At 59.9% G+C, this 11,945-nt stretch carries 14 protein-coding genes; 8 read left to right on the top strand and 6 right to left on the bottom strand.

The window, feature by feature from the left end; all coding sequences use genetic code 11:
- Window positions 1-40 precede the first annotated feature (40 nt).
- Both TK42_RS15610 and tldD read left to right on the top strand, forming a co-directional pair.
- Window positions 41-889 carry a carbon-nitrogen hydrolase family protein gene (locus TK42_RS15610; protein ID WP_032877791.1) on the top strand — a complete coding sequence of 283 codons (849 nt, stop codon included), beginning with the start codon at window positions 41-43 and terminating at the stop codon, window positions 887-889.
- 16 nt (window positions 890-905) lie between these two features.
- On the top strand, window positions 906-2,348 hold the full coding sequence (gene tldD, locus TK42_RS15605; RefSeq protein WP_012722229.1) for a metalloprotease TldD: 1,443 nt from the start codon (window positions 906-908) through the stop codon (window positions 2,346-2,348).
- Between the two features lie 44 nt (window positions 2,349-2,392).
- On the opposite strand, the gene yjgA is transcribed toward tldD, so the two are convergent.
- Window positions 2,393-2,914 carry a ribosome biogenesis factor YjgA gene (gene yjgA, locus TK42_RS15600; RefSeq protein ID WP_103734627.1) on the bottom strand — a complete coding sequence of 174 codons (522 nt, stop codon included), beginning with the start codon at window positions 2,912-2,914 and terminating at the stop codon, window positions 2,393-2,395.
- 108 nt (window positions 2,915-3,022) lie between these two features.
- Here yjgA and pmbA point away from each other — a divergent pair, with 108 nt between their 5' ends.
- The 6 genes from pmbA (at window position 3,023) to TK42_RS15570 (ending at window position 8,276) form a co-directional block, all read left to right on the top strand.
- On the top strand, window positions 3,023-4,369 hold the full coding sequence (pmbA, locus tag TK42_RS15595) for a metalloprotease PmbA (RefSeq protein WP_103734626.1): 1,347 nt from the start codon (window positions 3,023-3,025) through the stop codon (window positions 4,367-4,369).
- A gap of 147 nt (window positions 4,370-4,516) precedes the next feature.
- Window positions 4,517-4,912, top strand: coding sequence for a hypothetical protein (locus TK42_RS15590; protein WP_032877790.1), 396 nt, complete (start codon window positions 4,517-4,519; stop codon window positions 4,910-4,912).
- Window positions 4,905-6,281 carry an aspartate ammonia-lyase gene (locus tag TK42_RS15585; protein WP_078820293.1) on the top strand — a complete coding sequence of 459 codons (1,377 nt, stop codon included), beginning with the start codon at window positions 4,905-4,907 and terminating at the stop codon, window positions 6,279-6,281. Before TK42_RS15590 ends, TK42_RS15585 begins: the two co-directional genes overlap by 8 nt.
- Before the next feature lie 27 nt (window positions 6,282-6,308).
- On the top strand, window positions 6,309-6,737 hold the full coding sequence (locus tag TK42_RS15580; RefSeq protein WP_005784824.1) for a hypothetical protein: 429 nt from the start codon (window positions 6,309-6,311) through the stop codon (window positions 6,735-6,737).
- A 1-nt stretch (window position 6,738) separates the two neighbouring features.
- Window positions 6,739-7,350, top strand: a complete 612-nt coding sequence (locus TK42_RS15575; RefSeq protein ID WP_032877788.1) for a superoxide dismutase — start codon at window positions 6,739-6,741, stop codon at window positions 7,348-7,350.
- Window positions 7,351-7,382: 32 nt separating this feature from the next.
- The gene (locus TK42_RS15570) at window positions 7,383-8,276 is read left to right on the top strand and encodes a ZIP family metal transporter (RefSeq protein ID WP_005784830.1); all 894 of its coding nucleotides are present in this window, start codon (window positions 7,383-7,385) and stop codon (window positions 8,274-8,276) included.
- A 21-nt stretch (window positions 8,277-8,297) separates the two neighbouring features.
- Here the strand turns inward: TK42_RS15570 and TK42_RS15565 are convergent, their stop codons facing one another.
- The 5 genes from TK42_RS15565 to TK42_RS15545 all read right to left on the bottom strand — a co-directional run bounded on the left by TK42_RS15565 (window position 8,298) and on the right by TK42_RS15545 (window position 11,795).
- Complete coding sequence (locus TK42_RS15565; protein WP_032877786.1) at window positions 8,298-8,570, bottom strand: HPr family phosphocarrier protein; 273 nt, start codon at window positions 8,568-8,570, stop codon at window positions 8,298-8,300.
- A 16-nt stretch (window positions 8,571-8,586) separates the two neighbouring features.
- Window positions 8,587-9,444 (bottom strand): RNase adapter RapZ, encoded by an 858-nt coding sequence (gene rapZ, locus TK42_RS15560; protein WP_005784834.1) that lies wholly within the window; start codon window positions 9,442-9,444, stop codon window positions 8,587-8,589.
- Window positions 9,445-9,446: 2 nt separating this feature from the next.
- Window positions 9,447-9,911, bottom strand: a complete 465-nt coding sequence (gene ptsN / locus TK42_RS15555) for a PTS IIA-like nitrogen regulatory protein PtsN (RefSeq protein WP_032877784.1) — start codon at window positions 9,909-9,911, stop codon at window positions 9,447-9,449.
- Window positions 9,912-9,920: 9 nt separating this feature from the next.
- Window positions 9,921-10,226 carry a ribosome hibernation-promoting factor, HPF/YfiA family gene (hpf, locus tag TK42_RS15550; RefSeq protein ID WP_003171804.1) on the bottom strand — a complete coding sequence of 102 codons (306 nt, stop codon included), beginning with the start codon at window positions 10,224-10,226 and terminating at the stop codon, window positions 9,921-9,923.
- Between the two features lie 75 nt (window positions 10,227-10,301).
- A complete protein-coding gene (locus TK42_RS15545; protein WP_005784839.1) occupies window positions 10,302-11,795 on the bottom strand; it encodes an RNA polymerase factor sigma-54 in 1,494 nt (497 codons plus the stop codon).
- Window positions 11,796-11,945: the final 150 nt, after the last annotated feature.

The following is an 11,945-nucleotide window of genomic DNA, read 5'->3' as shown; positions in this document are numbered from 1 at the left end:
GGAGTAGCATGGCCCCATGCCCTGTCTGGAGTGTCGGCCCATGTCCTTTGCAGTAATCCAAATGGTCAGCCAGAGCGACGTGCTGGCCAACCTCGCCCAGGCACGCCGCCTGCTGGAGCAGGCGGCGGCAAACGGCGCGAAACTCGCGGTTTTGCCGGAGAACTTCGCCGCCATGGGACGCCGTGACGTGGCCGACATTGGCCGCGCCGAAGCATTCGGTGAAGGCCCGATCCTGCCATGGTTGAAACAGGCTGCCCGCGACCTCACCTTATGGATAGTGGCCGGCACGTTGCCGCTGCCGCCCAGGGACCATCCCCACGCCAAGGCCAACGCTTGCTCGCTGCTGATCAATGATCAGGGTGAAATCGTCGCTCGCTATGACAAGCTCCACTTGTTTGATGTGGACGTAGCGGATGCTCGCGGTCGCTATCGCGAATCCGACGACTATGCTTTTGGAAGCAATGTAGTGGTGGCGGATACGCCAGTGGGCCGCGTGGGGCTGACGGTGTGCTATGACTTGCGCTTTCCCGAGCTGTACAGCGAATTACGCGCTGCGGGGGCTGAATTGATTACCGCGCCCTCGGCCTTTACGGCGGTGACTGGGGCCGCCCATTGGGATGTGCTGATTCGGGCGCGGGCCATTGAAACCCAGTGCTACCTGCTGGCAGCGGCTCAAGGCGGTGTGCACCCAGGCCCACGGGAAACCTTTGGCCACGCGGCAATCATCGACCCTTGGGGGCGGGTGCTGGCGCAACAGGATCAAGGCGAAGCGGTGCTACTGGCCGAACGCGATAGCGGTGAACAAGCGTCGATACGGACGCGCATGCCGGTGGCGAACCACCGGCGCTTTTTCTCGCAGGGCGCGCAGCGGCCTGCTTCAGAACGATGAATTTAAGGCCAAACCTATGAGCGAGTTGTTGTCCTCAGTCAGTGAACACCTCCTGGCACCCGGTGGCGTGACCATCGAAAGTTTGCAAACCGTGCTGGGCGATCTCGCCGGGCCAGGCATTGACGCGGCTGACCTGTATTTCCAGGGGCAGATTTCCGAGTCCTGGGCCCTGGAAGACGGCATCGTCAAGGAAGGCAGTTTCAACCTCGACCAGGGAGTGGGCGTGCGTGCCCAGTCTGGTGAAAAAACGGGTTTTGCCTACAGCAATGCGATCACCCTGGAGGCGCTGGGCCTGGCAGCACGTGCTGCGCGCTCGATCTCCCGCGCTGGACAAAATGGTACGGTGCAGGCGTTCAGCACCCAGGATGTGGCTCAGTTGTATGCGCCGGATAACCCCCTGGAAGTGATCAGCCGTGCGGAAAAAGTCGAGCTGCTAAAACGTATCGACGCCGCTACTCGTGCCTTGGATCCCCGTATCCAGCAGGTTACCGTAAGCATGGCCGGTGTGTGGGAGCGCATCCTCGTTGCCTCCACCGACGGCGGGCTGGCGGCGGATGTACGGCCGCTGGTGCGTTTCAACGTGAGTGTGATCGTCGAGCAGAACGGTCGCCGCGAACGCGGTGGCCATGGCGGCGGCGGGCGTACCGACTACCGCTATTTCCTCACCGATGACCGTGCCATGGGTTATGCCCGTGAAGCGCTGCGCCAGGCGCTGGTCAACCTCGAAGCCATCCCTGCACCGGCGGGTACCTTGCCGGTGGTGCTGGGCTCGGGTTGGTCCGGCGTGCTGTTGCACGAAGCGGTCGGTCATGGCCTGGAAGGGGACTTTAACCGCAAGGGCAGTTCGGCCTACAGCGGGCGAATGGGGGAGATGGTTGCGTCCAAGCTCTGCACCATCGTGGACGACGGCACGCTGGCCGGGCGCCGTGGTTCGCTGAGCGTCGATGACGAAGGCACACCGACCGAATGCACCACCCTGATCGAAAACGGCGTGCTCAAGGGCTATATGCAAGACAAGCTCAACGCTCGCCTGATGGGCGTGGCGCGCACCGGTAACGGCCGTCGTGAGTCCTACGCGCATTTGCCGATGCCACGCATGACCAATACCTACATGCTCGGTGGCGAAAGCGATCCGGCGGAAATCATCGCCTCGGTGAAACGCGGCATCTATTGCGCCAATCTGGGCGGTGGACAGGTCGACATCACCAGCGGCAAGTTCGTGTTCTCCACCAGCGAGGCGTACCTGATCGAAGACGGCAAGATTACCGCGCCGGTCAAAGGGGCGACCTTGATTGGTAACGGGCCGGAGGCCATGAGCAAGGTGTCGATGGTCGGTAACGACCTGTCGCTGGACAGCGGCGTGGGCACATGCGGGAAGGATGGGCAGTCAGTGCCGGTAGGCGTGGGGCAGCCAACCCTGAAAATTGATGCGATCACCGTGGGTGGCACGGGGTCGTAAGGACGGAGCTTCGGGTGGCGAAGATCGCCACCCGTGGAAGAGGATCAGCGCAGGCCGCGTTGAGTCTCGTCCAGCTCACGGATGTACTTGAAGATTTTACGGCTGGTGGCCGGCGCTTTGTTGTGCGCCTGCTCGTGCTGGGCCTGACGGATCAGGGAGCGCAATTGCTGGCGGTCCGCATCCGGGTAGTCCATCACGAATTTCTCCAGCACGGTGTCATCGCCCGCGATCAGGCGGTCACGCCAACGTTCCAGGTTATGGAAGCGTTCGTTGTACTGGCGAGTGGAGGCATCGGTTTGATCAAGCAAGGTCAGAATGGCGTCAATGTCCTGATCGCGCATCAGTTTGCCGATGAACGAGATGTGCCGTTTGCGCGCGATATTCGCGGTGTGCTTGGGCGCATCAGCCAGGGCCCGGCGCATTTCGTCGGTCAATGGCAGTTTGGCAATCAAATCTTTTTTGAGCGTTGTAAGGCGCTCGCCGAGGTCAACCAGAGCATGCAGCTCGCGTTTGACCTGGGTTTTGCTTTTCTCCCCATCGAGGGAGTCGTCGTAAGAATCAACCATGGTGGCAGTCCGCAAAGAAACGCCGCCATGATAACCAGTCGGGGGCCGCTTGTCCGGCCCGGTCGCTCGATGGCCTTAACCGAAAGCAGAATTTGAGTGGAGAAAACCATGAGTGCAGCCCAAAGCGTCGGTCCGCAAGCGTTACCGGCACTGCAGGAACAAGTCGAGCAGATCCTCGCCGAGGCCAAGCGCCAGGGGGCCAGCGCCTGTGAAGTGGCGGTGTCGCTGGAGCAGGGGCTGAGGACTTCGGTGCGCCAGCGGGAAGTGGAAACGGTCGAGTTCAACCGCGACCAGGGGTTCGGCATCACCTTGTACGCAGGCCAGCGCAAAGGCTCGGCCAGCACCTCGGCCAGCGGCCCTGAAGCGATTCGCGAGACCGTTGCCGCTGCGTTGGCGATTGCCAAGCACACCTCCGAGGATGAAAGCTCGGGGCTGGCCGACAAGGCGCTGATGGCCAGGGATGTGCAGGATTTCGATCTGTTCCACGCCTGGGACATCACCCCGGAGCAAGCCATTGAACAAGCGCTGATCTGCGAAGCGGCGGCTTTCGATACCGACCCTCGGATCAAGAATGCTGATGGCACCACGCTGAGCACTCACCAGGGCTGCCGTGTGTACGGCAACAGCCATGGTTTTGTCGGCGGTTATGCGTCCACGCGTCACAGCCTCAGTTGCGTGATGATCGCCGAAGCCAACGGCCAGATGCAGTGTGACTATTGGTACGACGTGAACCGCCAGGGTGATTTGCTGGCAGACCCCGTCAGCATTGGCCAACGGGCTGCACAGCGTGCCGCCAGTCGCCTGGGCGCGCGCCCGGTGCCGACGTGCGAAGTGCCGGTGCTGTTTTCTGCGGAACTGGCCGGTGGTTTGTTCGGTAGCTTCCTGGGGGCGATTTCCGGTGGCAACCTCTATCGAAAATCGTCATTCCTTGAAGGCGCAATCGGCCAAAAGCTGTTTCCTGAGTGGTTGACCATCGATGAGCGCCCGCATTTGATGCGTGCGATGGGCAGTTCGTCGTTCGACGGTGATGGCCTGGCGACCTATGCCAAGCCGTTTGTCGAAAATGGTGAGCTGGTCTCGTATGTGTTGGGTACCTATGCCGGTCGCAAGCTTGGCCTGCCGAGTACCGCCAACTCCGGTGGCGTGCATAACCTGTTCGTGACCCATGGTGACGAAGACCAGGCTGCATTGCTGCGACGCATGGGGCGTGGCTTGCTGGTGACTGAGTTGATGGGCCAGGGCCTGAATATGGTCACCGGTGATTACTCCCGGGGCGCGGCAGGTTTCTGGGTGGAAAATGGCGAAATTCAATTCGCCGTCCAGGAAGTGACGATCGCCGGCAACATGCGCGATATGTTCAAGCAAATTGTCGCTGTGGGTAATGATCTGGAGTTGCGCAGCAATATCCGCACGGGGTCTGTGCTGATCGAGCGGATGACGGTCGCCGGTAGCTAACCTCTCCGGTACTCAAGGAAAGGCGCGCCATCCCAAGGATGGCGCGCCTTTTTTATTGCCCATGTCACAGAGGTATTAATCGGGTACTCTTGTTTTGATTCTCAATATCATTTAATAATAAATATCATTACCGAATGAGTGTGGATCATGAGTTCTGTCCTGCATGAGGATCCGTATCTGGAAAGCTGGCGCTGGATGAGCCGCCAGATTCGCTGTGGCCTCGATCCCAATGAACCTCGCCTGATCGAACATTACCTCAATGAAGGTCGATACCTGGCCTGTTGCACCGCGACCCATCCGTGGACGATCGCCGAAACTTCATTCCGCCTGCTGATCGACACCGCCAGCGATATCGCGCTGCCCTGGCATTGGCGTTCGATGTGCCTGGACCAAGCGTGGCGCCCGCTGCGCGACCTGGAAAAACTCTCCCAGTGTGCCTGCCGCCTCAAGCGCTGGCAGACCTTTGCCTGGCAGTTGGCGACCTGTGAATTACTGCCTTCGATTTCCGTTTCTGACTTGGTGCAAGGATCTAATGATGAGTAATACCCGTATCGAACGCGACAGCATGGGCGAACTGCATGTGCCGCAAGACGCGTTGTATGGCGCGCAAACCCAGCGAGCGGTGAACAACTTCCCGATCAGTCATCAGCGTATGCCCGCGCAATTCATCCGCGCCCTGATCCTGGCCAAGACAGCCGCGGCCAAGGTCAACGTCGACCTCAAGCAGATCAGCGAAGGGCAGGGCAAGGCCATTGTCGATGCCGCCCAAGGCTTGCTCGAAGGTGACTACATGCAGCACTTCCCGGTGGATATCTTCCAGACCGGTTCCGGCACCAGCTCCAACATGAACGCCAATGAAGTGATTGCGACCCTTGCCAGTCGTTTGCTTGGCGAGGTGGTCAACCCTAACGATCACGTCAACTGCGGCCAAAGCAGCAACGACATTATCCCCACCACCATTCACGTCAGCGCCGCCTTGGTACTGCATGAGCAAACGCTGCCAGCCCTGCTGCACCTGGTGCAGGTGATCGAGCAGAAGGCTGAAGAGGTGCATCCGTTCATCAAGACCGGCCGTACCCACTTGATGGACGCCATGCCGGTGCGCATGAGCCAGGTGCTCCATGGCTGGGCGCAGCAGCTCAAGGCCAATATCGGGCACTTGCAGGACCTGCTTCCGGCCTTGCAGGCACTGGCCCAGGGCGGCACAGCGGTGGGCACCGGGATCAACGCGCATCCTGAATTTGCCGGGCGTTTCAGTCAGCAACTGAGCCATTTGACCGGGGTGAAGTTCACGCCCGGCAAGGACCTTTTTGCATTGATTGGCTCCCAGGACACTGCCGTCGCAGTTTCCGGCCAGTTGAAGGCCACGGCTGTATCGCTGATGAAGATTGCCAACGACCTGCGCTGGATGAACTCCGGCCCCTTGGCCGGCCTCGGTGAAATCGAGCTGGAGGGCTTGCAGCCGGGCTCGTCGATCATGCCCGGCAAAGTCAACCCTGTGATCCCGGAAGCCACGGCGATGGTCGCCGCGCAGGTCATCGGCAATGACACCGTCATCACAGTTGCGGGTCAATCGGGCAACTTCGAGCTGAACGTGATGTTGCCGATCATCGCCCAGAACCTGCTCAGCAGCCTTGAGTTGCTGGCCAACTCCAGTCGTTTGCTGGCGGACAAGGCCATTGCCAGCTTCAAGGTCAACGAAGCCAAGCTCAAAGAAGCACTGTCGCGCAACCCGATCCTGGTCACCGCCCTTAACCCGATCATTGGTTACCAGAAGGCCGCTGAAATTGCCAAGAAGGCTTACCAGCAAGGCCGCCCGGTCATCGATGTCGCCCTTGAGCACACCGACCTGCCGCGCAGCCAACTGGAAGTCCTGCTGGACCCGGAAAAGCTCACGGCTGGCGGCGTGTAATTAACCACCCTGCTTTGGAGGCTCACCATGGAGCACTGGAAACGTACGATCGAACGGGCCAATCGCTGCTTTATGGCGGGCGAGCTGGTGGATGCCCGCGAGGCCTATCTGCAAGCCCTGGCCCTGGCCCAAGTGTTGTTCGAACGCTGGGCGGATGCCGACGAAGCAGTGGCGGCCTGCGTCATTTCTCATCACAACCTGGCGGACCTGCACTTGCGCCTGAATCAACCTGAGGAAAGCGCGGAATACCTCTGCGCCATTCACCAGCGATTGTTGCAGACCATGCAGGACCCGCGCCTTAACCCGCAGTTGCGCGAGGCGGCGTTGCGCCAGAGCAGCAAGACCTACGTCGAGCTGTTGAATTTCATCAGCGATCACGGCGAGTACCCCCGCACCCACCGGTTGCTGGGCGATGCTGCGCCGCAGTCGACCTCGTCTCACTATGGAGCACATTGATATGACTTACACCCTGCCGGCCCTGCCTTACGCCTATGACGCCCTTGAGCCGCATATCGACGCGCAAACCATGGAGATTCACTACACCAAGCATCACCAGACTTACATCAATAATCTGAATGCTGCCGTGGAGGGCACGGAATTCGCCGGTTGGCCGGTGGAGAAGCTGGTGTCCAGCGTGCAGAAATTACCGGAGAAATTACGCGTTGCCGTGGTCAATCAAGGAGGCGGCCATGCAAACCATTCGTTGTTCTGGGCGGTCATGTCACCTACAGGGGGCGGTAAACCTGAAGGCACGCTGGGCAAGGCTATCGATGAGCAATTGGGCGGTTTTGACAGTTTCAAGGAGGCATTCACCAAGGCTGCGCTGACCCGCTTCGGCAGTGGCTGGGCCTGGTTGAGCGTCACCCCGCAAAACACGCTGGTCGTGGAAAGCAGCGGCAACCAGGACAGCCCGCTGATGAGCGGCAACACGCCAATCCTCGGTCTGGACGTCTGGGAACATGCCTACTATTTGCGTTACCAGAACCGTCGCCCTGAATACATCAATGCGTTCTACAGCGTAATTAACTGGCCGGAAGTTGCTGCCCGCTACCAGGCCGCCTTGGCCTGACATTCACTCTAAAACAAGATCTAAGGGCGACTATGGGCACTGAAACACTGGCGATCAGCAGCGTGCGAATGTTCCGTTATGCGTTCGGTTCACTGCTGTTATTGGCAGGGACTGCGTTGCTGGTGGCCCATGGGCTGGCCTGGTTGGACCTTGAGCCGCGTATCCTGCGCGCGTTGCAGGGCGGCGCGATTTGCGCGCTCGGCACGGCGCTGGGCGCGGTGCCGGTCCTGGTGATACGGCGGATGCCGGTAGCGTTGAGCGACACCTTGCTGGGCTTCGGTGCAGGTGTGATGCTCGCAGCGACCGCTTTTTCCCTGGTCGTGCCGGGTATCGCCGCGGCTGAAGGCCTGGGCCTTTCGCCGTGGGGTGCGGGTGGGCTGATCAGCTTCGGCATCATGCTGGGCGCATTCGGGTTGTATCTGGTGGATCGCAAGGTCTCCGGCGCCAGCCCGGAGATGCTGGTGGGGACGCCGGATAAGCCGGTGATCCCGCCGCGCATCTGGCTGTTTGTATTCGCCATCATTGCGCACAACATTCCCGAAGGCATGGCAGTGGGCGTCTCCGCGGGAGGAGGGATGGCGGATGCTGACAGTCTCGCCATGGGCATTGCCTTGCAGGATGTACCCGAGGGCTTGGTGATCGCGCTGGTATTGGCTGGGGCGGGGATGTCGCGGATCAAGGCGTTCCTGATCGGCGCCGCATCAGGATTGGTTGAACCGGTATTTGCGGTGCTCTGCGCCTGGCTGGTGAGCCTGGCTGAGGTGTTGCTGCCGTTGGGGCTGGCGCTGGCCGCCGGTGCGATGTTGTTGGTAGTGACCCATGAAGTCATCCCCGAATCGCGTCGCAACGGTCACGAAAAGCTCGCCAGCCTGGGGTTGTGTATCGGGTTTTGCCTGATGATGGTGATGGATACGGCGTTGGGCTGAAGCCAGCTCTCGTATCGGCGGTTATTCGCCTTCATCGAATTTGTTGTTGATCAGCTCAACCAACGCCGCCATCGCTTCCTGCTCTTGCTCGCCTGCAGTGTGCAGATGAATCGTGGTGCCCTTGCCGGCTGCCAGCATCATCATCGCCATGATGCTCTTGCCATCGACCATGGACTCCGGTGTGCGCCCGGCGCGGATCTGGCAGGGAAACTTTCCGGCCACGCCGACGAACTTTGCCGACGCCCGGGCGTGCAGGCCCAGCTTGTTGATGATTTCAATTTCCAGAGCGGGCATCGCGCAGGTGTTCCTTTCAGCTTAGGTCGCGGTGGCGAACCTGGACATTCTTGAGGGTTTGTTGCAGCACCTGGCCCAGCCGCTCAGTCAGGTAAACCGAGCGGTGATGGCCACCCGTGCAGCCAATGGCAATGGTGACATACGCCCGATTGCTCGCGGCAAAACGCGGCAACCATTTAAGCAGGTAGCTGGAGATGTCCTGGAACATCTCTTCCACATCCGGCTGCGCGGCGAGGTAGTCGGCGACGGGCTGATCCAGCCCCGACTGATCGCGCAATTCCGGCTTCCAGTAAGGGTTGGGCAGGCAGCGCACATCGAACACCAGGTCGGCATCGACCGGCATGCCACGCTTGAAGCCAAACGACTCGACCAGGAACGCTGTGCCCGGCTCGGGCTGATTCAGCAGGCGCAACTTGATCGCGTCACGCAACTGGTACAGGTTCAGGCTGGTGGTGTTGATCTTCAGGTCGGCCAGATCAATGATCGGCCCCAGCAGTTTGGTCTCGTCTTCAATGGCTTCGGCCAGGGAGCGGTTGGCGCTGCTGAGCGGGTGGCGTCGACGGGTTTCGGAGAAACGCTTGAGCAGGGTTTCTTCATCGGCATCCAGGTACAGCACATCGCAATGAATGTGCTTGGCGCGCACTTCTTCGAGCAGTTCCGGGAACCGCGAGAGGTGGCTGGGCAGGTTGCGGGCGTCGATCGACACAGCGACCAGCGGCTGCGCCAGCTCGGTGTGGATAAGGGCGCGCTCCGCCAACTCCGGCAGCAGGCCGGCCGGCAGGTTGTCGATGCAATAGAAGCCGTTGTCCTCAAGCACATTGAGGGCGGTGCTTTTACCTGAGCCGGAGCGGCCGCTGACGATGATCAAACGCATGATTACTGCCCGTTTTGTTCATCCAGGACGACCTGATACAGCGCCTCGTTGCTGCTGGCACTGCGCAACTTGTCACGTACTTCCTTACGGTCGAGCATACTGGCTATCTGCCGGAGCAGTTCCAGGTGCGCATCGGTGGCGGCTTGCGGGACCAGCAGCACGAACAGCAGGTCAACCGGAGCACCGTCGATGGCGTCGAAGTCGATGGGTTTTTCCAGGTGTAGCAAGGCGCTGACCGGGGTCTGGCAGCCTTCGAGACGGCAGTGAGGAATAGCGATGCCGTTGCCAAAACCGGTGGAGCCGAGTTTTTCACGGGCAATCAGAGCCTCGAAAACATCTTGCATCTCCAGCTCAGGCACTTGGCTGCTGATCAGGTTGGCAATTTGTTCCAGGGCGCGCTTTTTACTGCCGCCCGGCACGTTCACAAGGGAGCGGCCGGGGGTCAGGATGGTTTGAAGTTGGATCATGGGGGAGGGTTAACGACCTGTACCTTGCATCAGGTGCAGATTCTTTTCCTTATGCTTTATGAGTTGGCGGTCGAGCTTGTCGTAGAGCGAGTCAATCGCCGCGTACATGTCTTCGTGTTCCGCATTGGCGACGAGCTTGGCATTCGGTACGTGCAGGGTGGCCTCGATTTTCTGCTTGAGCTTATCGACCTCCATGATGACCTGCACGTTGGTGATCTTGTCAAAATGCCCCGCAAGCTTGTTCAGCTTGCTCTCGGTGTATTCACGCAGGGGCTTGGTGACTTCCAGCTGGTGTCCACTGATGTTGACTTGCATACAGCTTCTCCTTCGTTGCCAGTGCATAAAGCGGTGGGCAGGAATACCCACCACTGGAACGCTGTGGCCCGCCCGTCACATCAACCGCTTACGCTCGCTGGAAGGCGCGATCCCAAGGGACTCACGGTACTTGGCGACGGTTCGACGGGCGACCTGAATACCTTGTGCCTCCAGTAAACCAGCGATCTTGCTGTCACTCAACGGCTTTTTCTGATTTTCCGCGGCAACCAGTTTTTTGATGATCGCGCGGATCGCCGTGGACGAGCATTCGCCGCCTTCGGAGGTGCTGACGTGGCTGGAGAAAAAGTATTTCAGCTCATAAATACCGCGCGGGGTATGCATGAATTTTTGCGTGGTTACCCGGGAAATTGTCGATTCATGCATGCCTACCGCTTCGGCGATATCGTGCAGCACCAGAGGCTTCATGGCTTCGTCCCCGTATTCCAGGAACCCGCGCTGGTGCTCGACGATCTGGGTGGCGACTTTCATCAGGGTTTCGTTGCGGCTTTGCAGGCTCTTGATGAACCATCGCGCTTCCTGCAACTGGTTGCGCATGAAGGTATTGTCGGCGCTGGTATCGGCGCGGCGCACAAAACCTGCGTATTGCGGGTTGACCCGCAGCCGTGGCACCGATTCCTGGTTCAACTCCACCAGCCAGCGCTCGTTGTCCTTGCGCACGATCACGTCGGGAACCACGTATTCGGCTTCGCTGGATTCAATCTGCGAACCGGGGCGCGGGTTGAGGCTTTGCACCAACTCGATGACCTGGCGCAAGTCGTCTTCCTTGAGCTTCATGCGGCGCATCAACTGGCTATAGTCGCGGCTACCCAGCAGATCGATGTAGTCGCTGACCAGGCGCTGGGCCTCGGCGAGCCATGGCGTCTTGGCAGGCAACTGGCGCAGTTGCAGCAACAGGCACTCGCTGAGCGTGCGGGCGCCGATGCCGGCGGGCTCGAATTGCTGGATGCGGTGCAGGACGGCTTCGATTTCGTCCAGCTCGATGTCCAGTTCCGGGTCGAAGGCTTCGAGGATCTCGTCGAGGGTTTCGTCCAGGTAACCCTGGTTATTGATGCAATCGATGAGCGTAACCGCGATCAGGCGATCAGTGTCCGACATCGGCGCCAGGTTGAGTTGCCACAGCAAGTGGCTCTGCAGGCTCTCGCCAGCCGAGGTGCGGGTGGTGAAGTCCCACTCGTCATCATCATTGCTCGGCAGGCTGCTGGCGCTGGTCTGGTAAACGTCTTCCCATGCGGTATCCACGGGAAGCTCGTTGGGAATGCGTTCGTTCCATTCGCCTTCTTCCAGGTTGTCCACCGTAGGGGCGGTTTCCTGGTAGGAGGGTTCCTGCACGTCGGGATTGGGTTTTTGCTCGATGTTGTCGGCCAGTGGGTCGGCATTGTCGAAGTCGTCGCCTTCTTCCTGGCGTTCGAGCATCGGATTGGACTCCAGGGCCTCCTGGATTTCCTGCTGCAGGTCCAGGGTCGACAATTGGAGCAGGCGGATGGCCTGTTGCAGCTGCGGTGTCATCGTCAGCTGCTGGCCCATTCTCAGGACTAGCGATGGTTTCATGGCAGGGGCTTAACACCTTATTCGCCGGCGCAATGCGCCATCCACGACAGGGCGCGTGAGCGCCAACATAAGCAAATTATATGCCTGATATCAGGGCCTTTGCCTAGAGCGCGGTAACAATAAAAAAACCAAGGTTTCTATTGACTCCTG

Source organism: Pseudomonas sp. GZJR-8, from assembly GCF_002916705.1.
GTDB lineage: Bacteria > Pseudomonadota > Gammaproteobacteria > Pseudomonadales > Pseudomonadaceae > Aquipseudomonas > Aquipseudomonas synxantha_A.
This window is presented reverse-complemented; position numbering and strand designations above follow the sequence as displayed.